At 59.5% G+C, this 19,907-nt stretch carries 22 protein-coding genes; 14 read left to right on the top strand and 8 right to left on the bottom strand.

What is annotated here, in order from left to right:
* The first annotated feature begins 5 nt into the window (after positions 1–5).
* The 3 genes from KQ661_RS01605 to KQ661_RS01595 all read left to right on the top strand — a co-directional run bounded on the left by KQ661_RS01605 (position 6) and on the right by KQ661_RS01595 (position 2,524).
* On the top strand, positions 6–668 hold the full coding sequence (locus KQ661_RS01605) for an alpha/beta hydrolase (RefSeq protein ID WP_216685490.1): 663 nt from the start codon (positions 6–8) through the stop codon (positions 666–668).
* 145 nt (positions 669–813) lie between these two features.
* Positions 814–1,587, top strand: coding sequence for a cyclase family protein (locus KQ661_RS01600; RefSeq protein ID WP_216679040.1), 774 nt, complete (start codon positions 814–816; stop codon positions 1,585–1,587).
* Between the two features lie 268 nt (positions 1,588–1,855).
* Positions 1,856–2,524, top strand: coding sequence for a hypothetical protein (locus KQ661_RS01595; RefSeq protein ID WP_216685489.1), 669 nt, complete (start codon positions 1,856–1,858; stop codon positions 2,522–2,524).
* 89 nt (positions 2,525–2,613) lie between these two features.
* On the opposite strand, the gene rpmA is transcribed toward KQ661_RS01595, so the two are convergent.
* The 3 genes from rpmA to KQ661_RS01580 form a co-directional block, all read right to left on the bottom strand.
* Positions 2,614–2,889 (bottom strand): 50S ribosomal protein L27, encoded by a 276-nt coding sequence (gene rpmA, locus KQ661_RS01590; RefSeq protein WP_168671389.1) that lies wholly within the window; start codon positions 2,887–2,889, stop codon positions 2,614–2,616.
* 102 nt (positions 2,890–2,991) lie between these two features.
* A complete protein-coding gene (gene rplU / locus KQ661_RS01585) occupies positions 2,992–3,297 on the bottom strand; it encodes a 50S ribosomal protein L21 (RefSeq protein ID WP_168671388.1) in 306 nt (101 codons plus the stop codon).
* A 204-nt stretch (positions 3,298–3,501) separates the two neighbouring features.
* The gene (locus tag KQ661_RS01580) at positions 3,502–3,792 is read right to left on the bottom strand and encodes a hypothetical protein (protein ID WP_216685488.1); all 291 of its coding nucleotides are present in this window, start codon (positions 3,790–3,792) and stop codon (positions 3,502–3,504) included.
* 14 nt (positions 3,793–3,806) lie between these two features.
* On the opposite strand from KQ661_RS01580, the gene KQ661_RS01575 reads away from it, so the two are divergent.
* From KQ661_RS01575 to KQ661_RS01555, 5 genes are all read left to right on the top strand, one after another.
* On the top strand, positions 3,807–4,766 hold the full coding sequence (locus KQ661_RS01575) for a ribonucleoside-diphosphate reductase small subunit (RefSeq protein ID WP_216679038.1): 960 nt from the start codon (positions 3,807–3,809) through the stop codon (positions 4,764–4,766).
* 871 nt (positions 4,767–5,637) lie between these two features.
* A complete protein-coding gene (locus KQ661_RS01570; RefSeq protein ID WP_216685487.1) occupies positions 5,638–8,019 on the top strand; it encodes a ribonucleoside-diphosphate reductase subunit alpha in 2,382 nt (793 codons plus the stop codon).
* Positions 8,020–8,102: 83 nt separating this feature from the next.
* Complete coding sequence (locus KQ661_RS01565; protein WP_216685486.1) at positions 8,103–9,152, top strand: hypothetical protein; 1,050 nt, start codon at positions 8,103–8,105, stop codon at positions 9,150–9,152.
* A gap of 193 nt (positions 9,153–9,345) precedes the next feature.
* Positions 9,346–9,591: a DUF433 domain-containing protein gene (locus KQ661_RS01560; protein ID WP_168671382.1), complete on the top strand. Its 246-nt coding sequence runs from the start codon at positions 9,346–9,348 to the stop codon at positions 9,589–9,591.
* The gene (locus KQ661_RS01555; RefSeq protein ID WP_216685485.1) at positions 9,588–9,896 is read left to right on the top strand and encodes a DUF5615 family PIN-like protein; all 309 of its coding nucleotides are present in this window, start codon (positions 9,588–9,590) and stop codon (positions 9,894–9,896) included. Before KQ661_RS01560 ends, KQ661_RS01555 begins: the two co-directional genes overlap by 4 nt.
* Here the strand turns inward: KQ661_RS01555 and KQ661_RS01550 are convergent.
* Together KQ661_RS01550 and KQ661_RS01545 are read right to left on the bottom strand one after the other, a co-directional pair.
* Positions 9,889–10,752, bottom strand: coding sequence for an IS3 family transposase (locus KQ661_RS01550; RefSeq protein WP_216685484.1), 864 nt, complete (start codon positions 10,750–10,752; stop codon positions 9,889–9,891). The two genes, KQ661_RS01555 and KQ661_RS01550, sit on opposite strands and share 8 nt — an antisense overlap.
* Positions 10,749–11,033, bottom strand: a complete 285-nt coding sequence (locus KQ661_RS01545; protein ID WP_216679462.1) for a transposase — start codon at positions 11,031–11,033, stop codon at positions 10,749–10,751. Before KQ661_RS01545 ends, KQ661_RS01550 begins: the two co-directional genes overlap by 4 nt.
* A 59-nt stretch (positions 11,034–11,092) precedes the next feature.
* On the opposite strand from KQ661_RS01545, the gene KQ661_RS01540 reads away from it, so the two are divergent.
* From KQ661_RS01540 to KQ661_RS01530, 3 genes are all read left to right on the top strand, one after another.
* Positions 11,093–11,587 (top strand): transposase family protein, encoded by a 495-nt coding sequence (locus KQ661_RS01540; RefSeq protein ID WP_216685483.1) that lies wholly within the window; start codon positions 11,093–11,095, stop codon positions 11,585–11,587.
* Positions 11,584–12,024, top strand: coding sequence for a transposase family protein (locus tag KQ661_RS01535; protein WP_216685482.1), 441 nt, complete (start codon positions 11,584–11,586; stop codon positions 12,022–12,024). The genes KQ661_RS01540 and KQ661_RS01535 overlap by 4 nt, the downstream gene beginning before the upstream one ends.
* Positions 12,025–12,087: 63 nt before the next feature.
* Positions 12,088–13,215 carry an acyltransferase family protein gene (locus tag KQ661_RS01530; RefSeq protein ID WP_216685481.1) on the top strand — a complete coding sequence of 376 codons (1,128 nt, stop codon included), beginning with the start codon at positions 12,088–12,090 and terminating at the stop codon, positions 13,213–13,215.
* Here the strand turns inward: KQ661_RS01530 and KQ661_RS01525 are convergent.
* Both KQ661_RS01525 and KQ661_RS01520 read right to left on the bottom strand, forming a co-directional pair.
* Complete coding sequence (locus tag KQ661_RS01525; protein WP_216685480.1) at positions 13,208–14,071, bottom strand: IS3 family transposase; 864 nt, start codon at positions 14,069–14,071, stop codon at positions 13,208–13,210. The genes KQ661_RS01530 and KQ661_RS01525 overlap by 8 nt on opposite strands.
* Positions 14,068–14,352, bottom strand: a complete 285-nt coding sequence (locus tag KQ661_RS01520) for a transposase (RefSeq protein WP_216678982.1) — start codon at positions 14,350–14,352, stop codon at positions 14,068–14,070. The genes KQ661_RS01525 and KQ661_RS01520 overlap by 4 nt, the downstream gene beginning before the upstream one ends.
* A 467-nt stretch (positions 14,353–14,819) precedes the next feature.
* Here KQ661_RS01520 and KQ661_RS01515 point away from each other — a divergent pair, with 467 nt between their 5' ends.
* Both KQ661_RS01515 and KQ661_RS01510 read left to right on the top strand, forming a co-directional pair.
* On the top strand, positions 14,820–15,527 hold the full coding sequence (locus KQ661_RS01515) for a hypothetical protein (RefSeq protein ID WP_216685479.1): 708 nt from the start codon (positions 14,820–14,822) through the stop codon (positions 15,525–15,527).
* A 295-nt stretch (positions 15,528–15,822) separates the two neighbouring features.
* A complete protein-coding gene (locus KQ661_RS01510) occupies positions 15,823–16,743 on the top strand; it encodes a bestrophin family protein (RefSeq protein WP_216685478.1) in 921 nt (306 codons plus the stop codon).
* 227 nt (positions 16,744–16,970) lie between these two features.
* Here KQ661_RS01510 and KQ661_RS01505 read toward each other — a convergent pair whose 3' ends face one another.
* Positions 16,971–19,034 (bottom strand): ExeM/NucH family extracellular endonuclease, encoded by a 2,064-nt coding sequence (locus KQ661_RS01505; RefSeq protein ID WP_216685477.1) that lies wholly within the window; start codon positions 19,032–19,034, stop codon positions 16,971–16,973.
* A 178-nt stretch (positions 19,035–19,212) separates the two neighbouring features.
* Here KQ661_RS01505 and KQ661_RS01500 point away from each other — a divergent pair, with 178 nt between their 5' ends.
* Positions 19,213–19,764 (top strand): GNAT family N-acetyltransferase, encoded by a 552-nt coding sequence (locus KQ661_RS01500; RefSeq protein WP_216679031.1) that lies wholly within the window; start codon positions 19,213–19,215, stop codon positions 19,762–19,764.
* Positions 19,765–19,907 lie beyond the last annotated feature (143 nt).

Below are 19,907 nucleotides of genomic sequence, written 5' to 3'. Positions count from 1 at the left end.
CCGCCGTGGCCGCGCCCGTTTTTTACCTCATTCCCGGTCTTGGGGCCGATGAGCGGGTGTTCCAGTTGCTGCGTCTGCAAGGCGAAGTACACGTCTTGCGCTGGCTGCCGCCGCAAGGCCCGGCCGAATTGCTCCCCGCCTACGCGGCCCGTTTGGCGGCTGCGGTGCCCGAGGGGCAGGCTTGCTGGCTGGTCGGCGTTTCGTTCGGCGGCGTGCTGGCCCTGGAAGTAGCTCAGCTGCGGCCCCTGGCGCGAGTGGTATTGGTTTCCAGCTTCACGGGGCCCGCGGAGCTGCCCTGGTTGGGGCGGCTGGCCCGTGCCACCGGACTGCACCACTTGGTGCCGCCGCAGCTCCTGCCTCGGCTGCCGCGCGTGGCCCAATGGTTTTTCGGGGTGAAAAATGGCCGCGACCACGAATTGCTGCGCCAGATACTGCGCGATACCGACCTGCCTTTCACGCGGTGGGCCATTGCGCGGCTGTTGCAGTGGCCGGGGCGGTCCACCCCGCCGGCCATCCGCATCCACGGCACCACCGACCGGCTACTGCCCAACGGAGCCGCGCACAGCCAGTACCAGCTGCCGGGCGGACACCTCATTATCATCAGCCGCGCTGCCGAAATCAGTCAGATTCTGAACGGGCTGGCGGCTGCTACCGAAACGTCATGCTGAGCAAGTAGAATCATATTAATCAATTAGTTGCAAGTAATTTATAGTAGTTTTAACAGGTGATTCTCGCTCTGCGTACCTCCGCGTTTTTCCTCTGCGCACCTCTGCGAGAAATTTCCAATCGAATTCCCTTCAACCCGCCAGCCAAATGTTCCCCACCTTTCCCTTTGCCGGCCGCTCCTACACCTACGACCCCGCCGCGCCCCTCGACATCTCTCTACCCTTAAAACCCGGCGAGGACCAGGTGAATTGCTTCTGGGCCGAGCCCGTGCAGTTCGATACCATTCGGGTGGGCAGCTTTGTGGGCAGCGTGGCGCTGGGCGGCAGCACCAACTACCAGCGCATCCACGTCACGCCGCACGGCAACGGCACGCACACCGAGTGCTACGGCCACATCTCGCCCGACCCCGCCATCACGCTCAACCAGTGCCTGCGCCGCTTCCTGTTCGTGGCCCGGCTCGTGAGCGTAGCCCCGGTGCCCCAGCCCAACGGCGACCTGGTCGTCATGCTTGCCGACGTGCAGGCCGCCCTCAGGGCCCAGCCCGACCGCACCATTGCCGAGGCACTCGTCCTCCGCACCCTGCCCAACGACGCGGCCAAGCGCCAGCGCCACTACTCCGGCACCAATCCCACATACACCGAGCCCGCTCTGGCCGAGTGGCTGGCCGAAAACAACGTCCGGCACTTCCTCCTCGACCTCCCCAGCGTAGACCGCGAAGAAGACGCCGGCCAGCTCCTGGCCCACCACGCCTTCTGGCAGTATCCCGCCCAGCCCCGCCGCGAAGCCACCATCACTGAGCTCATCTTCGTGCCCGATGAAGTCGAAGACGGCCTCTACCTGCTCAACATCCAAATCACCAGCCTGGAGCTGGACGCCAGCCCCAGCAAGCCGGTATTATACCCGCTCATACCTGTTCAGTAAGCTGCCACAGCGGCATCCGCAGCTGCCCATAGCCCAGAAGACATTCCTTCCGTTGCTGCCGGCCTGCTTTCAGATGGAATTCATGCGCTTCGGCATGCCGATTAATGCTGCTCAGCCAGCGGTAGTTGGACAATCACAGATTAAGCCCGATATTGCTTAACCGCTGAAAATTAAGGTTAAAGCCATTGCGGTTAAACTGCTTTCTGCACTTGTCAGGCGAATTCTCCGCATATCCATGTTGGCAGCCCGTATTTTAAGGACGTTGGTATTGAGCGCCATCCTGCCCGCCGGTTTCACCGGTGCGGTTCATGCCCAAACGGCCCTCGCTCAGTCGGTGCCGGCGCTGCCGGCCGCGCTTACGCAGCCTAAGCTGGCCCTCAAAGCCGGGATGCGGCTCACGCATCTTTTCTGCCTGCCCGGTAGCAGCGGTACCTGGCAGATAGTGCTGCCCTCATCCTTTGGCATCGAATACCGGTTGAAGCCCCATCTCAGCCTCTACGCGCTGGCCGAAGCCGACATATCGGCCGGCCGTGCCCCACGGGGCCGCCGTGGGGCCACCGCCCTGCCCACGCCTACCACCGATGTGAGCGTAGGTACGCGCTACTACTTCAACGAAGCCAGCAGCGCCACTCCCTGGGGCAACTACCTGGCCCTGGAAGGCAGCGCCGAGCTTTCCCAGCTGGCCGTGCGCGGGCGGGGCCGCAAAGCCCGGCCTACTGCCCGCTTCACGCCCGGCGTGTTCGTGCTTTGCGGTACGCAGCACCGGGGGCCAGGCCGCCGCCTGCTCTACGATTTGAACGCCGGTCTGGGCATTCAGGCTCCGCCGGCTTACACCGCCGATGCCACCGTGCGCCCGCCGTGGGACGTGGCCGCCCAGCTCAACCTGCGCGTGTACCTCGTGAACCAGCCGCACAGTCCCCGCCAAGGCCGGCGGTAGGCTTCGGTGCTGCCACTCTTACAACTACTCCAACGCAGAAAAGGCTGCCCCGAAAGAGGCAGCCTTTTCTAGTAAGAAGGGACAGGCAATTAAGCCGGAACCGATACTACTTCGCGGGGAATAACCGTTACGAACGAACGGTCTTTACGGCCCTTGCGGAACTGCACTTCACCGTCAACGAGGGCGAACAGCGTGTGGTCCTTGCCCATGCCAACGTTGGCACCGGGGTGGTGGGCCGTGCCGCGCTGACGCACGATGATGTTGCCAGCTACGAGAGCCTGACCACCGAAAATTTTCACGCCGAGACGTTTGGAATGCGATTCGCGGCCGTTGTTGGACGAGCCGACACCTTTCTTGTGAGCCATCTTGAGTTATAAGTTAAAAGTTAGGAGTTAAGAGTTGGCTGTTAGGATGCGAATCAGCTTGCTGCCAACTCTTAACTCCTAACTTTTAACTCATAACTGACCTTAGCCGATGCTGTTAATCATTACTTTCGTGAACGACTGGCGGTGGCCGTTCATCTTCTGGTAGCCTTTGCGGCGCTTCTTCTTGAAGACCAGAACTTTGTCGCCTTTTACATGGGCGAGGATAGTGCCGGTTACGGCTACGCTTAGCTCGGGAGCACCAACGGTAATGGTGCCGTTGTCATCGGTCAGCAGGGCGTTGCCCAGCGTTACGACGTCGCCAACGTTGCCGGCCAGTTTGTGAGCGTAAACGAATTTGTTGGCCTCAACCTTGGTCTGCTGGCCAGCTATGTTAACAATTGCGTACATCAGCTTTCGCGGGTTTTTCTGAAATGGGAAGGCAAAAGTACGACTTTGATTCGGGAAATGCAAACCCTAAGTTCTTAATCATCATTGGCTGGCTGGGGTCAGCCGTCCCAAAAGGGCCTCCGCGTGAACGGAGCGCAGATTAAGCTAAGATTAAAAAATGAGGTAAATCGGCCCGTAAATTGGCTGGTTTGGGGACAAGTAGGTTTATCCACAGTGATAATGTGGATAAGTGGCAGCGAAATGACTGATTTTGAAGAACATTTCCCTGCTCAGCTCAGCTAAGAAACCCGGCAAAAACCATTGCAAATGACCTGAAAAAAATGTGGGCTTAGCTAAAAAAGAGTGAATAAAAAAGCTAATCGGGTGGGCAATTGGCCTGGCTTGCGGGCTTATATTTGGTGTTGGAAGGCTGGCTGCATTTCTGGTGTTTGAGTCAAACATCTGCCCGAACAAGCGGGTTAGCCTGCCGACTTCCACGCCGAAAACCGCTAACAATACCCTGAAATATTATGGAGCCGCTCCTCGCCGAAAACCCCAACCGATTCGTGCTTTTCCCCATCCAGAACGATGAGGTGTGGCAGTTTTACAAGAAGTCGCAGGCCTCGTTCTGGACGGCCGAAGAAATCGACCTGAGCCAGGACCAGAAAGACTGGAACAACCTGAACGACAACGAGCGCCACTTCATTAAGCACGTGCTGGCCTTCTTCGCGGCCTCCGATGGCATCGTGAACGAAAACCTGGCCGTGAATTTCATGCAGGAGGTGCAGATGCCCGAGGCGCGCTGCTTCTACGGCTTCCAGATTATGATGGAAAACATTCACAGCGAGACGTATTCGCTGCTGATTGATACCTACATCAAAGACCCTAAGGAGAAAGACTACCTCTTCAACGCCCTCGAAACCGTGCCCGCCGTGCAGAAGAAAGGCGAGTGGGCCCTGAAATGGATTAACTCCGAGAACTTTGCCGAGCGCCTCATCGCCTTCGCGGCCGTGGAAGGTATTTTCTTCTCAGGCTCGTTCTGCTCTATTTTCTGGCTGAAAAAGCGCGGCCTGATGCCCGGCCTCACGTTCTCGAACGAGCTGATTTCGCGCGACGAGGGCCTGCATTGCGACTTCGCCTGCCTGCTCTACAGTTACCTGCAGAACAAGCTGAGCGAGGAGCGGGTGCAAGCCATCATCGCCGACGCCGTGCGCATCGAGCAAGAGTTTGTGACCGATGCCCTGCCCGTGAGCCTCATCGGGATGAACGCCAAGACCATGGCCCAATACATCGAGTTTGTGGCCGACCGCCTGCTGGTGTCGTTGGGCTGCGCCAAAATCTACAATGTCACTAACCCCTTCGACTTCATGGAAATGATTTCGGTGCAGGGCAAGACGAACTTCTTCGAGAAGCGCGTGGCCGAGTACCAGAAAGCCGGCGTGATGAGCGAGCGCAACGACAACGTGTTCTCGCTCGACGAGGATTTCTAAGCCCCGATGCAACGGCTGGGGAGTGGTGGCGGTCAGGTAGCAAATGCTGCTAGCGAAACCTACACTGCTCTTGCCATGCTAGCTCGCCGGTTCTTTGTTTCGCTTTTGCTGTTGGTCGGCTTGGCCGCCTGCAACAAATCAGCCTCCTCGCCTTGCGGCGAGGGCTACCAGAATGCCACCGTGATACGGGGGCGCAACGGTTGCGACCAGAATGGCTTTTTGCTTCAGTTGGCCGGAAATGCTACGCTGCCACCTGACTCGCTACCGGCAGGGTTCCAACAGGCTGGGCTAAATGTCTGCCTCAAGTACACGACCTACGAGAACCTGCGCATGTGCGCCTGTTGTGGCGGTACGCGGTTGAGAATACGGCAGATACAACGCTAATAATTGACCAGTTGGTAATTACCGCAACGCGGTTGCCCGAAATCAGAAAGATTTCGGGCAACCGCGTTGCGGTAAATGGTGGGTTGGGATGAGTAACGGCCTGTTCCTCTCTGCTGCGGGCGGTCATGCAGCATAAGCTTGCCAAGTCAGTCGACTTGAGCGCGATACTGACGTGTCAGCCAAGGCTAGTCGGTGCTGCTAACCGGCAAATCAGCCAAATAGAATACTTGCTATTATCCTTTTTGACGCTCGATTACTTGAAAAAGCGGCCGGGCGGGCCCGTTTGGCGGTATGTGGAAAACTTCCCCATTTTTTCCTTGTCCTTCGGAAACACAAGCGGTAATTTCCGGGGTTGAATACCGGCGGGCCGCCACAGCTCGCTGCCTCCCGCTCTGCCCTTTCACTACTGAATGAACGACTTGCCGCCGGACTGGTTCCGCGCCGGCTACTTTCTATACGCAAAAACCCACACCAAAACACTACTGGTATGCTAGTAATTAAACGCGACGGTCGTCGCGAATCCGTGAAGTTTGATAAAGTCACGGCCCGGATTGAGAAACTGTGCTACGGTTTGAACATGGATTTCGTGTCGCCGATTGTCGTGGCCATGAAGGTGATTGACGGCATCTACGACGGCGTGACCACCGTGGAGCTCGACAACCTGGCCGCCGAGACAGCCGCCTCGCTCACCACCAAGCACCCGGACTACGCTATTCTGGCGGCCCGCATCGCGGTGAGCAACCTGCACAAGGTGACGAGTAAGTCCTTCTCTTCGACCATGAAGCGGCTGTACACTTATGAAGACCCTAAGAACGGCGACAATGCTTCGCTGCTGGCCACCGACGTGTGGGAGATAATTCATAAGAATGCCCATACCCTGGACTCGGCCATTATTTACGACCGCGACTACAACTACGACTTCTTCGGCTTTAAGACGCTGGAGCGCTCCTACCTGCTGCGCCTGGAGGGCAAGGTGGTGGAGCGGCCCCAACACATGCTGATGCGCGTGTCGGTGGGCATCCACAAGGATGACATTGAGTCGGTACTGAAGACCTACAATCTGCTGAGCGAGCGGTGGTTTACCCACGCTACGCCCACGCTGTTCAACGCGGGTACGCCGAAGCCGCAGATGTCGAGCTGCTTCCTGCTCACGATGAAGGACGACTCCATCGACGGCATTTATGACACCTTGAAGAACTGCGCGCTGATTTCGCAGTCGGCGGGCGGCATTGGCTTGTCGGTGAGCAACGTGCGGGCCACGGGCTCCTACATCAAGGGGACCAATGGGCAGTCGAACGGGCTGGTGCCGATGTTGAAGGTATTCAACGACACGGCCCGCTACGTGGACCAGGGCGGCGGGAAGCGCAAGGGCGCGTTCGCCATTTACCTGGAGCCCTGGCACGCCGATATTTTCGAATTCCTGGACCTGAAGAAGAACCACGGTAAGGAGGAAATGCGCGCCCGCGACCTGTTTTACGCCATGTGGACGCCTGACCTGTTCATGAAGCGCGTGGAGGAAAACGGCGACTGGACGCTGATGTGCCCCCACGAGTGCCCCGGCATGGACACCACCTGGGGCCCCGAGTTCGAGAAGCTGTACCTGAAGTACGAGCGCGAAGGCCGGGGTCGCAAGACCATCAAGGCGCAGGAGCTGTGGTTCGCCATTCTGGAAAGCCAGACCGAGACGGGCACGCCCTACATGCTGTTTAAGGACGCGGCCAACGGCAAATCGAACCAGCAGAACCTGGGCACGATTAAGAGCTCGAACCTGTGCACCGAGATTATTGAGTACACCGACAAGGACGAAATCGCGGTGTGCAATCTGGCCTCGCTGGCGCTGCCCCGCTACCTCGTGACCGATGCACAGGGCAACATCACCTTTGACCACGACAAGCTGTACGAGGTGACCTACCAGGCCACGCTGAACCTGAACAAGGTGATTGACGTGAACTACTACCCGGTGCCCGAAACCGCGAAGTCGAACTTCCGCCACCGGCCCATCGGGCTGGGCGTGCAGGGCCTGGCCGATACGTTCATTGCCCTGCGCATGCCTTTCGAGAGCGACGAAGCCTCGGGCCTGAACAAGGATATCTTCGAAACCATCTACTTCGCGGCCATGACGGCCTCGAAGGACCTCGCCATCAAGGACGGCTACTACGAAACCTTCCCCGGCTCGCCCCTGAGCCAGGGCAAGTTCCAGTTCGACCTCTGGAACGTGGTGCCCGACTCGGGCCGCTGGGACTGGGAAAGCCTGCGCGCCGAAGTGGTGAAGCACGGAGCCCGCAACTCGTTGCTGGTGGCGCCCATGCCCACGGCCAGCACCGCCCAGATTCTGGGCAACAACGAGTCGTTTGAGCCCTACACGAGCAACATTTACGTGCGCCGCGTGCTCAGCGGCGAGTTTATGGTGGTGAACAAGCACCTGCTGAAAGACCTGGTGGCCCTGGGCCTCTGGAACGACGGCATGAAGCAGGAAATCATCGCGGCCAACGGCTCGGTGCAGGGCATTGCCCGCATCCCGCAGCACATCAAAGACCTGTACAAGACGGTGTGGGAGATTTCGCAGCGCCGCATCATCGACCAGGCCGCCGACCGCGGGGCCTACATCTGCCAGAGCCAGAGCCTGAACCTGCACGTGCAAAACGTGAACTTCGGCAAGCTCACCAGCATGCACTTCCACAGCTGGAAGCGCGGCCTGAAAACCGGCATGTACTACCTGCGCACCAAAGCCGCCGCCGACGCCATCAAGTTCACGGTGGAAAAGCAAGCCGCCGAAACCCTGGAGCCTCTGGCCCTGATTGAGCAGAACCAAAGCGACATGAGCTGCTCGCTGGATAACCCGGAGGACTGCGAGGCCTGTGGGTCGTAAGGAAAATTTAAAAGCCGGTAGTCAACAACTACCGGCTTTTTATTGCCATAAACATTTCATCTGTAATAAGTCTACCCCAGAAAATGAAAGTAGCATTCCTAGTTGGTAATGGTTTCAACTATATGGTTGAATCGATAATTCGTAAACATTTAACAGGTCAAGAAACACCAGAACAATTGATTGAAAAGCGAGGTACTGCGGATAGTATCATAGCTATTACTGCGCTTTGGAAAAAGTTTGACGAAGTTTTTAAAGAATTAAGTGAGCAGTTCAAACAGAGGGGGATTAGGGTGTCTCATGAAGAACTTATAAGGATGATTTATACAGTCATCAATTTGTTCTCTAGTATGACTGGTTTTGAACAAATACTGACTCCTGAAGACTTAGAACGCTTAAAATCTGTATTTGACGGATTCTTGCTTAGCAAGATTCGAGAAATAGCCCAGGAATTTCAGGAACACCAAAAGAGCGAGGCGTACGGTAAGATTAGGAACTTCTTTCCGGTTTTTCCTGGTAGCGTGACAGATACTATTTCTGAACGCAGTTTAGGAAAAGTGAGAATATTTACGACTAATTATGACGGCATTTTGGATACGATTTTTACCAAAAGGCCATCAGGTTTCATCTTTTCGGATGCATTTATAAATTCGGCGTCCTACCAAGACTTGCTGGAGTTGGAGCCGCCCTACGTATATCGGAACGACCTTATTCTAGCTCATATCCACGGTTCTTATCGTTTTACTAAACGATATGGAAAAACATATAAGACCAGAGAAAACACGGAGAACCGTGAACCGGTGATGGTTTTTAACAACCCTGATATGAAGGAAGAAATCGTAAAGAACGACAACGTTCTGTCCGAATATTATAGGTGCTTTGAAGTAACTCTGGCGAAAGTGGATAAGCTCGTAATTCTAGGCAATTCAATGGAAGCAGAGCCGCATCTGAAAAAGGCCATAAAAAAGTATTTTGACAGGCCTGGTACATCGATAACTGTCAGTTCACGAAATCCTAGCAGTGTTAAGGACCAGCTTTTTAACTCCTATAAACAACCTATTCACGAAGTTTCAACGAGTGGAGTTGTTTCGGAACAAGACTTGATTGACTTATTTGATAATTTTTTGACTGTATAAAAAGCATCGTTAAGTACTTTCCGAAGTGCAGCTTCTAATGCTTCGCCAGCCGCTTCCGCCCCGGGAGCGGCTGGTTTTTTTTGGGGGAAACCCACGCGGAATTGCAAGAAACTCCAGCTTCTTCCAGCCGCTGGCGCGCCGGGGGCGGCGGGGGTGGCGCTGGGGGCCGTGGGGCCGGGCGTACCTTAGCTGCATGGAAACGCCTCGCTCCACCGCCCACCCGCGCATTACCATCGACCCGAACATCTGCCACGGGCAGCCCACGGTGCGCGGCCTGCGCTACCCCGTGCAAAACGTGCTCGAATACCTGGCCTCCGGCATGACGGAAGCCGAAATCCTGGCCGACTACCCCGATTTGGAGGCCGAGGACCTGCGCGCCTGCCAGGCCTACGCGGCCGACATGCTGCAAGTGCGGTCCATCTTCCGGCTGGCGTCGTGAGCCCCGCCGAGCCGCTGCGGTTTCTGATCGATGCGCAGCTGCCGAAGCGGTTGGCCGATTTTCTGGCCTTCCACACCGGCTGCGACTGCCTGCACACGCTCGACCTGCCGGCGGCCAACCAGACACAGGACGGCAGCATCACCCGGCTCTCGATGGCGGAGCAGCGCATCGTCATCACCAAAGACGCCGACTTTGTGAACAGCTTCCTGCTCCACGGCCAGCCCTACAAGCTGCTACTCGTTTCGACGGGCAACATCTGTACTACTCCCCAAAAACTGGACAGTTTAGCGGGGCTTGTTAAGTAATATTGTTATGATTGAATGTTGTGTTGGTTTGGTAGACGTGGGCGGGCGTTTGGCCCCCGAGACTTTGATGGGGTCGGCGATGATTGTAGTAGGCAAAGTACGCGGTTAATTGCTGGTGCAGGTGCTGGCCGTCATCGGCCGGGTTAAGATAGATATGTTCCCATTTGACCGTGCGCCAGAGGCGTTCGATGAAGGCATTGTCGGTGGCGCGGCCGCGGCCGTCGCGGCTGATGCGGCAGCCGGCGTCCAGCAAAGCTTGTTCGTAGGCGAGGCTGGTGAACTGGCTGCCCTGGTCGGAGTTGAAGATGTAGGGAGCCGGAGCATGGCGCAACGCATCGCCCAGGGCTTGCAGGCAAAAGTCCACGTCGAGCGTGTTGGAGAGCTGCCAGCTGAGCACGTAGCGCGAGTGCCAGTCGAGCACGGCGGCCAGATAGAGAAAGCCCTTGGCCATGGGCACGTACGTGATGTCGGTACTCCATACCTCCTTCGGGGCGGTGGCCGGGCGGTCCCGCAGTAGGTACGGGTAGGGCGTAACGCCTTGACCAGGAATGGACAAGCGCGGTTTGGGATAAATCGGCTCGTGGCCCATCAGGCGCACGAGGCGGCGCACGCGCTTGGCATTGACGGCGTGGCCGGCCAGGCGCAGGTGGTCGCGCAGGCCGAGCACTCCTTTGAAGTTGTGGTCGGTAAACTCCTCATCGAGCAGGCGCATGAGCTCCAGGTTGTAAGCACTTTCTCCGCAGGGCTGGTAGTAGAAGCTGCTGCGGGCCAGGCCTAGGGCCTGGCAGCGAGCGGCGACCGAGCTACCGGCCGGGTCCGAGGCCTGAACCAGGACCCGTTGTTGGGCCGTGCTCATCGGGGTAGCGTTTTTTTTAGCAGCGCGTTTTCCATTTGCAACCGACCGATGGCCGCGTAGAGGGGCTCGACGTCGGGTAAGGGCGTGCCGGCCGCAGGCGCTTCGGTGAAAACCTGGGTGGCCTGCTCACGCAGTTGCAGCTTCCAACGGGTGATTTGAGCGGTAGCCAATTGGTAGTGAGCGGCCAGCTCGGCCAATGGCTGGCGCTCGGTGAGGGCGGCTAGCGCCACCTCCGCTTTGAACTCAGCCGTATAGCGACGGCGGGTGCGTTTTGGGGTCATAATCGAGCTAAGCTAGCCCGCTTAACCTGTCCAGCTTTTGGGGAGTACTACAGAATTATTTGGCCCTACGCGAGCGGCCGACGCAGTTTCTGGCCTTAACCAGTCTGCTGCCCGCCGAATTTGACGACCTGCTCACCGACTTTGCGCCCCGTTGGGAACGGCATCAGCGCTACCACACCCTCGACGGCACCCGGCGGCGCATCCCGGCCCATCGGGAGCGGGCCAATGCGACCTTGTCCGGTACCGACACGAAGCTTTTCTTCTTGCTGAACTATCTCAAAACCAATTCGTTGCAAGAGTACCAAGCCGCCAGCTTTGGCGTTTCGCAGACCCGCGTCAGCCGCCTGACGGGCCCGTTGCTCAACGTGCTCAACCAAACGCTGGCCGCCCGCGGCCTGTCGCCCGTGCGCGACGGCGCGCAACTGGCACAGCGCCTGGCCGCGCACCCCGATAAGATCTTTACCTACGACGGGGTGGAACGCGGTATCCCGCGCAACGCGGACCGGGAAGGGCAAGAAGAAGAGTATAGTGCTAAAAAAAAGTCCATGCCTTGAAAAACAACACCTTGTGCGACGATACGCAGTATCTGCACTACCTCTCGCCCACGGAATCAGGGCGCATGCACGACAAAAAAGTGGCCGACGAATACCCCTTGCACCTGCCGGCGGGCAGCGTGCTGCGGCAGGATTTGGGTTTGCTCGGCCATCGCCCGCCGGGGGTGCTGGTCGAGATGCCGCACAAGAAGCCCCCGAAGGGCGAACTGACCTTTTCCCAGAAACTTTACAACCAGCTGCTGAGTCCCTTACGCGTGGTGATTGAGCACGTGCACAGTGGCATCAAACGCTTGCGCATGGTGCGCGACAAGCTGCGGGTCCGCGGCGACTGGTTTCGCGATACGGTCATGGTGGTGGCCTGCGGGCTGCATAACCTGCGCGTCCGCAGCCCACACCGGGCTTATCTCGCACACGAGCACGCGAATCCCGCTAATTAAGCCGCATAAGTTTTACTATACAAACCTGTAAGTTTGTAAGCCAGACTAAACAACCCTTTCTACTTGGAACAAGAACCACACAAGGCCCCGCTTCGCTATCACGAAATCGATTTAATGCGGTTTGTAGCTGCACTATCTGTTGTCATCTATCACTACACCTTCGTCGGCTTTCATTTCAACAAGCAGTCCCCGATTCAGTACGAAGAAATAGAAGGCATAACACAATACGGTTACATGGGTGTTGAGCTCTTCTTCATTATAAGCGGCTACGTGGTGCTCATGTCCGCTTATAAGAAAAGTGTCCGGCAGTTTTTTCTTTCCCGAGTAACGCGCCTATATCCTGCCTTCTGGGTGAGCTGCACTCTAACCTTCCTGGTGGTGAGTTGGGACTATGCGCATTCAGGTGGTGCTGGCCTGCTACACCAACTGAAAGTGGGAACTAAGCTCTACGCATATAATATGACCATGCTGGAAGAGTTTTTTAGCTACTTCCCGCTCGATGGTTCGTATTGGACGCTCAGCTATGAGATTGTGTTCTACTTCCTCATCAGTGTGCTCATCGGCTATGGCCTGATGAAACGCCTGGATTTATTTCTGGCGCTATGGCTGCTATGCTCGGCGTTGGTAGGACCAGGCCCAGGTATGAAAGGCGGTTTCTTTCGCCTTTTCATCACCGACTACAGCCCATTTTTTGCTGCGGGCATGGTGTTTTACCTGCTTCAAAGAAAGCTGTTCACGCCTTGGAAGCTGTATGCGCTACTCGTAGCATCCTATATGCTTTCACTTCGTTGCGTTCGGGCCACAGCCAGTACCTATAGCAAGTTGTTCCAAGTGCCATTTTCCTTCCCGATAGTAGCGGCCGTGATTACGGTAATGTTTGTGCTATTTGCGCTGGTAGCGTACCGGAAAATCAATCTACAGTATAACTGGCTCAGCTATCTGGGGGCCTTGACCTACCCGCTTTACTTGCTGCATGCTACCATCGGATTTGTTCTCTTCCGCAACTTGGCTGGTCATACTAACAAATACCTGTTGTTAGCGGCTGTCATATTACTTATGCTGGCTTTAGCTTATGCTATCCACGTCCTAATTGAGAAGCAGTTCAGCAAGACGCTGGGCTATCAGGTAAATAAGCTGTTAGATTGTACTACTCCCCAAAAACTGGACAGTTTAGCGGGGCATGTTAAGTAATATGGTTATGGTTGAATGTTTGATTGGTTCGGTAGACGTGGGCGGGCGTTTGGCCCCCGAGACTTTGGTGGGGCCGGCGGTGATTGTAGTAAGCAAAGTACGCGTGTAATTGCTGGTGTAGGTGCCGGCCGTCGTCGGCGGGGTTGAGGTAGATATGCTCCCATTTGACGGTGCGCCAGAGGCGTTCGATGAAGGCATTGTCGGTGGCGCGGCCCCGACCATCGCGGCTGATGCGGCAGCCGGCGGCCAATAGGGCCTGCTCGTAGGCCAGGCTGGTGAATTGGCTGCCCTGGTCGGAGTTGAAGATGTACGGGGCGGGGGCTACGCGCAGGGCATCGGCCAGGGCTTGCAGGCAAAAGCCGACGTCGAGCGAGTTGGAGAGTTGCCAACTGAGCACGTAGCGCGAGTGCCAGTCCAAAACGGCGGCCAGGTAAAGAAAGCCCTTGGCCATGGGCACATAGGTGATGTCCGTGCTCCAGACCTCATTCGGAGCGGTGGCCGGGCGGTCGCGCAGCAGGTAGGGATAGGGCGTAACACCTTGACCAGGAATGGACAATCGCGGCTTGGGGTAAATCGGCTCGTGGCCCATCAGGCGCACGAGGCGGCGCACGCGCTTCTCGTTGACGGCGTGCCCGGCCAGGCGCAGGTGGTCGCGCAGGCCGAGTACACCCTTGAAGTTGTGCGTGGTGAACTCCTCATCGAGCAGGCGCATGAGGTGGAGATTATCGGCGCTTTCCCCGCAGGGCTGGTAGTAGAAGCTGCTGCGCGCCAGGCCCAGGGCCTGGCAGCGGGCAGTCACCGAGCCGCCAGCTGGGTCTGGGGACTGCACCAGAGCGCGTTGCTGGGTCGTGCTCATCGGGGTAGCGTTTTTTTTAGCAGCACATTTTCCATTTGCAATCGCCCGATGGCCGCGTAGAGCGGCTCCACATCGGGGGCTGGCGCAACGGAAGCAGGGGCTTCGGCAAAGACCTGAACGGCTTGTTCGCGCAGCTGCAGCTTCCAGCGCGTGATTTGGGCCGTGGCCAACTGATAGTGAGCGGCCAACTCAGCCAGCGGTTGGCGCTCGGTGAGCGCGGCCAGCGCCACCTCGGCTTTGAACTCGGCCGTATAGCGACGGCGGGTGCGTTTTGGGGTCATAATCGAGCTAAGCTAGCCCGCTTAACCTGTCCAGCTTTTGGGGAGTACTACAATCAGTACGAACGATTTATTGGCGCTTTTCCGGGAGTTTCTGCCGCAGCTCACGAAGCTGTTTGCGCATCACTCATACCTGGAATTGTCGCGCACGCTGCTGGTGACGCACCGATAAACAGAAACTTCAAGCTTCCCCAGCCGCTTTCGCGCCGGGGGTGGCTGGGGCGGCCCCACGAGGTATTCGGGTGCCTGACTGGCTTACGGGACTGCCCCGCGAGGTATTCGGGTGCCCGACTGGTTTACGGGGCGGCCCCACGAGGCAAACGGGCACCCAACTGGCTTACGGGGCGGCCCCGGAGTACGGTCGGGCATCCGTTTGGGCTACGGGGCGGGCGGCGGGTAGGAAATGGGCGGGAATTGCGATACATTGGCGGTTGAATCCCTTTCATTTTCAACCTTTTTACCCCATTTTCATGTCGCCTACCACACCCGGCGCTTCGGCTGCTACTGTCGCTACCCCAGCCAAGCCCAACAAGAAAGAACGGCTGCCCACCAGCCAGCTGGCCCTCGCCACGCTGGGCACCGCCGCCGCCAAAGCCTGGCTCGCCGCCGAGCTACCCGCGCTGCTCTTCGTGAGCAAGGCCGCCTTTAGCAGCCAGGCCGCCGCCTACGCCGCCAGCCTGAACACCGCCGACGAGGCCGGCGACGGCCGCAGCCCGCAGGCCAACCGCCTGAAAACGCTCGACAAGCTCATCACCAAAAACCTGGGCTTCGTGAAAGGCTACCTCGCCGAAGACCACGACGAGGACGGCGGCGAGGCCTACTACGCCGAGTTTGGCATCGTGCGCGAGGGCAAAAACTTCCGCCTGCCCACCGGCCGCACGGCCCGCGCCGGCGCGCTGGGCAAGCTGGTGGCCGCCCTCACGGCCCACAAGTACGACAAGAAGAAATTCGGCACGGCCGTCTGGCAGCCCATCGCCACCGAATACGCCCAGCTGGCCAAAGACAGCGGCGAGCTGCGCGGCGCGGCCTCGGCCGCCGTGGGCCAGAAAAATGCTCTCGAAGCGCCCCTGCGCGTGGCCCTGGGCTCGCTGGTGGGCAGCATCAAGGCCAACTACCCCGACGAGGATGCCCAGCGCGGCGTGCTGCGGGCCTTCGGCTTCCAGAAGGAGGTATACTAGCGCCCGGTTCGAGATAGAGTCGGCCAGCCGCTCCCGGTACCGGGGGCGGCTGGTTTGGTTTGGGGGGTAGCAGACTATTTTTACGTCATCTTCCACGGTATACTTCCCTCCTCCATGAAAGCATTTGTGGAAGCTGTTTAGAAAGTCCCCGAACGGTCATGCTGCGCGCAGCGCAGCATGACCGTTCGGGGACTTTCTGTGACTTGCTAAACAACTTCCACTTTTATGCCGCGCCACAAGCGCAGTTTTACTGCCTTGGCCAGTTGCTTTACCTACGCTGCCCGTACACCGGGGCATGATTATTCGTGAGAAAGACAATTGGTTTCGCCTGCTCCTGGCCTGGCACGGCTCGGTGCTGCCCCAGATACTGCCGCGCCTGCTGGTGCTGTTGGGGCTTTCTGTGGCGGTAGTGGCCGCCCACGTAGAACTGCCCTACTACAAAGTGCCGCTAAGTGCCGCGCCCTTCACGCTGTTCGGTTTCACGCTGGCCATCTTTCTGGGCTTTTACAACAATGCCAGCTACGACCGTTTCTGGGAGGGCCGCAAGCAGTGGGGGGCACTGCTGAACACCACCCGCTCGCTGGCCCGGCAGGCCCTCACGCTGAGCGGGCAGCCGGCGGGCGCGGCAGGGCCCCGGGCATTCGTGCGGCTGCTCATCGCCTTCACCTACGCGCTCAAGCACCAGCTCCGGCGCACCGAGGCCGGCCCCGACCTGGCCCGCCTGCTGCCCGCGCCCCTGGCCGAAGCCACGCGGGCGGCCACCTTCCAGCCCGTGCAGCTACTGCTGGCCATGAGCCGCTGGGTGCAGCAGGGCCGCGAAGCCGGCCAGCTCGATACCACCATCCAGCTGGCCTTCGACCACCATTTCAACCAGCTCGCCGATATTCTGGGGGCCTGCGAGCGGCTGGCCAACACGCCCATTCCGTACACCTACAGCGTGCTGCTGCACCGCACGGTGTACCTCTACTGCTTCCTGCTGCCATTTGGGCTGGTGGACAGCACCGGCTGGATTACGCCGCTCATCGTGGCCTTTGTGGGCTACACGTTTATGGCGCTGGATGCCATTATGCGCGAAATCGAGGAGCCTTTTGGGTTGGAAGACAACGATTTGGCCCTGAATGCCATGAGCCACACCATTGAAGCCTCCCTGCTGGAAATGGTGGGCGAGCCCATGCCGCCGGCCCCGGCGCGCTCCCACCGCTACGTGTTCGATTAAGCCGCTGCCGGCCCGCGCACGGCCGCCGCTTCATCATCAAAAGAGCGATACGTGGGCGGCAGACCCTGCACGTCGGACGATACCAGCTAGTGCGCAGAACGCCGGCGGGGGCCATCAGCACCTCGCCCGCATTGTGCGCAAAGTACAGGCTGGGCAAAGGGGAAATCATTGCGCCAAAGGTTCCGGGCATTAGCATCGGGCTGCTGCCATTGGCCAGGCCGGGGCCGCTACTCCTTCATCACCCGCTGGATTTTCTGATAGCCCAGCCCGCGTAGCGTCACTACATAAATGCCCGGTGCGAGGTGGGCCGTGTAGCCGTTGAGCTGGCCGCCCAGCATGGCCGGTGTGCCGTGCAGCGAGAGCAGGCGGATGCCGCCCTGGGGCAGGGCAAAATCCAGGGTGAGCGTGCCGGCGCTGGCGGGCACGCCGTCCAGGCTGAACGGCTGCGGCCCGGCGGCCGGCCCGGGGTACACAAACAGGCGGTTGGCCGCACGGTCGGCCGTCGCGTTGCGAATGCCCGCGAAATTCACCCCAATCAGCACCGGGTCGTGGTCGGAAGAGCGGAAGGGCGAGGTGAGGTCGGTGGCTTCGCCGGCCTGGTCGTATTCGAGCACGCTGGGCTCGGCCGAGTTGATGTGCCACTTCTGCACATCCACGAAGCCCACCAGGTTGGGCGTCACCACGGCATGGTCGAGCGAGCCGGTGAGGCCCTTGAACACATACGATGCGCTGGTGGGCGGCGTGGCCGGCACCAGCCCGGCGGCCCGCATAATGTCGATGGGGTCTTCCTCGTAGTTGGCGTTGTAGTCGCCGGCGCTCACGATGCGCGCGGCCCCAGCCGGCATCACGGTTTTGTTGATGAACTCGACCAGGGCCACGGCCTGGTCCTTGCGGCGGGCATTGGAGCCGCCCTGGCCGTCGTGCTGGTCGGCATTGGCCCCGCTGCCGCTGCTCTTGCTCTTGAAGTGGTTCACGATAAAGCCCACGGTATCGGGCCGTTCCTTGCGCCGGGTGATGAACACCTGCGCCAGCGGCGGCCGCTCGAACACGCCCGGCACGGTGGCCACCATGGGCGGCCCCAGTGGCCTCACCACGGCCGGCTTGTAGATGATGGCGCAATGAATAAGGTCGGTATTGTTGGTCTGGCGCTCGGCGTTGCCGTCGTTCACGAAGATGTAGGTGCCCGCGCCCACGGCCTTGTTCAGGCCATCTACCAGGTCCTGAATGGCGGCCGTGGAACCGTTGCCGTCGTTCTCAATCTCGGTGAGGCCCACGATGTCGGCGTTCATTTGGGCGAGGGCGAGGATGATTTTGGCGCGCTGGCGCTGGAAGTCGGCGGCCGTTTTGGCCCCGCGCGGCGTGGGGAAGCCGCCGCCCGCCCCGTCGCCATTAAAGTAGTTGAGCACGTTGAAGCTGGCCAGCTTCAAATCGAGCGGGCCGAAGGCGGGCGGCGTCAGCGGCCGGACTACGCTAATGACGGGGGTCTCGGCCCCGGCCAGCGGCTGCAGGCGCCATTGTCCGTAGCCATAGCCCAGAATGCCGCCCATGTCGCTCAGCGTGCTGCCGATTCGCACGGTGCGGAAGCGGGCATCGAGGTAGGGTGTGGGGGAGGGGTTGGTGGCCGAGCTGCCATCGTCCAGCACCAGGCTGCGGCGGTCGTTGGCGGCCTGGTAGGCATTCACGGCGGCCAGGTTGCTGGTGCCGCTGCTGCTGGTGCCGGTGGCGGGGTTGTCGTTGGGGTCGATGAACTGCGTGGCCTGGTAGGTCAGGCCTTCGGCCGATACCGTGAGCTCGCCGCGCTGCTGCAGGCTGTAGTTGTCGGTGACGGTGAGGGGCGCGGTGAATTTCACCCGCATGCCTTCGTAGCGCTCCGCCTTGTCGGCCGCAAACTCGCTGTTGACGAGGCGCACAAAATCGGGCAGCGCATTGCCCGAAGAAATGACCGTGAAGGCTGCCTCCATCAGCACGGCCTGGCCGAAGGAGGGGGCGGCATCGTCTTCGTGCACCGTGCCGGTCACGCGCACTTTGTCGCCCACCTTCACGTTGGGGTCGGCCTGCACCACGAACAGCGCGTCGGAAGTAGCGGGGTTGCCATCGGCGGTGGCGTTATCGTCCTGAATGTAGAAGCCGGCCGGTTTCAGGCTGGCGTAAATGCCCGTCACAATCGCCTCCACGGTGTAGGTGCCGGCCCTGGCCGCCGCGCCCGTGCCCTGAATGGAGCCAATGGAAGTAGCGCTAGCCGTGTGGGTTGCCAGCAGGATAGCCGTGTAGAGTAAGATTTTGAAGTACATAGCGCGGGATGAAAAGTGCAGGGGCGTGGGTAGTAAAGATATTCGGAAGGGCTGAACTTTGTTAATTATTCAATTTGGGCTTAATAAAATAGCGTTCCGGCCTTTTCCTGGCCCGCCCACGCCTAAAAATGCTGCCCCCGGGCCGCCCACCGGCCATTTGCGCCGTATAATGCAGCCTATGATTCCGCTCATCACCCACACCCCGCACCTCCAGATTCTTGCCGCCAGCCGCGCGCTGCTCACGGCCGCGCTCCACAAGCCCCAGTATTTCCCCCTGCTCCTGGGCGCGGCCCTGCCCACCGACTGGCCCCCCGCCCAGCACGACCGCCCCACGCAGGAGCATGTGCTGGAGCAGCTCACGGCCGGCGGGCGCGATGCCGCTGGCTGGTACGGCTGGTACGCCCTGCGCAAAGCCGACGACACCGCGCCCCGCACCCTGGTGGGCGCGGGCGGCTTCCTGGGCCGGCCCACGGCCGATGGCATGGCCGAAATTACCTATTCCATCGCGGCCGACTGGCGTGGGCAGGGCCTCGGCACCGAGCTGGTGGCCGGCCTGGTGCAGCAGGCCGCCGATACGGGTCTGGTGCGCCAGCTCATTGCCCACCCGCCCGCCGACAACCCCGCCGCCCAGCAGGTGCTGCTTCGCAACGGCTTCGTGGCCGCCGGTACCGATGCCGAAGGCCGCCCGCGCTTCGAGCGCGCCGTGGAAGCCGTGACCCAGGCGGCGTAGCTGGCACGGAAGCTGCCAGTGGGCGGCTGACTTGCCGCTCCCAAACCTCCGCCTGCTTTCCTTCTGATAATGGAGTTGTTTAGAAAGTCACAAAAGGTCCCCGAACGGTCATGCAGAGCGCAGCGCTCTGCATGACCGTTCGG

This window comes from Hymenobacter siberiensis (assembly GCF_018967845.1).
In the GTDB taxonomy this organism is placed as follows: domain Bacteria; phylum Bacteroidota; class Bacteroidia; order Cytophagales; family Hymenobacteraceae; genus Hymenobacter; species Hymenobacter siberiensis.
This window is presented reverse-complemented; position numbering and strand designations above follow the sequence as displayed.

Coding starts and splice junctions, on each gene's coding strand:
- KQ661_RS01600 (WP_216679040.1), top strand. CDS start 814: ATGTTCCCCACCTTTCCCTTTGCCGGCCGCTCCTACACCTACGACCCC.
- rpmA (WP_168671389.1), bottom strand. CDS start 2,889: ATGGCTCACAAGAAAGGTGTCGGCTCGTCCAACAACGGCCGCGAATCG.
- rplU (WP_168671388.1), bottom strand. CDS start 3,297: ATGTACGCAATTGTTAACATAGCTGGCCAGCAGACCAAGGTTGAGGCC.
- KQ661_RS01575 (WP_216679038.1), top strand. CDS start 3,807: ATGGAGCCGCTCCTCGCCGAAAACCCCAACCGATTCGTGCTTTTCCCC.
- KQ661_RS01570 (WP_216685487.1), top strand. CDS start 5,638: ATGCTAGTAATTAAACGCGACGGTCGTCGCGAATCCGTGAAGTTTGAT.
- KQ661_RS01565 (WP_216685486.1), top strand. CDS start 8,103: ATGAAAGTAGCATTCCTAGTTGGTAATGGTTTCAACTATATGGTTGAA.
- KQ661_RS01560 (WP_168671382.1), top strand. CDS start 9,346: ATGGAAACGCCTCGCTCCACCGCCCACCCGCGCATTACCATCGACCCG.
- KQ661_RS01550 (WP_216685484.1), bottom strand. CDS start 10,752: ATGAGCACGGCCCAACAACGGGTCCTGGTTCAGGCCTCGGACCCGGCC.
- KQ661_RS01545 (WP_216679462.1), bottom strand. CDS start 11,033: ATGACCCCAAAACGCACCCGCCGTCGCTATACGGCTGAGTTCAAAGCG.
- KQ661_RS01525 (WP_216685480.1), bottom strand. CDS start 14,071: ATGAGCACGACCCAGCAACGCGCTCTGGTGCAGTCCCCAGACCCAGCT.
- KQ661_RS01520 (WP_216678982.1), bottom strand. CDS start 14,352: ATGACCCCAAAACGCACCCGCCGTCGCTATACGGCCGAGTTCAAAGCC.
- KQ661_RS01515 (WP_216685479.1), top strand. CDS start 14,820: ATGTCGCCTACCACACCCGGCGCTTCGGCTGCTACTGTCGCTACCCCA.
- KQ661_RS01510 (WP_216685478.1), top strand. CDS start 15,823: ATGATTATTCGTGAGAAAGACAATTGGTTTCGCCTGCTCCTGGCCTGG.
- KQ661_RS01505 (WP_216685477.1), bottom strand. CDS start 19,034: ATGTACTTCAAAATCTTACTCTACACGGCTATCCTGCTGGCAACCCAC.
- KQ661_RS01500 (WP_216679031.1), top strand. CDS start 19,213: ATGATTCCGCTCATCACCCACACCCCGCACCTCCAGATTCTTGCCGCC.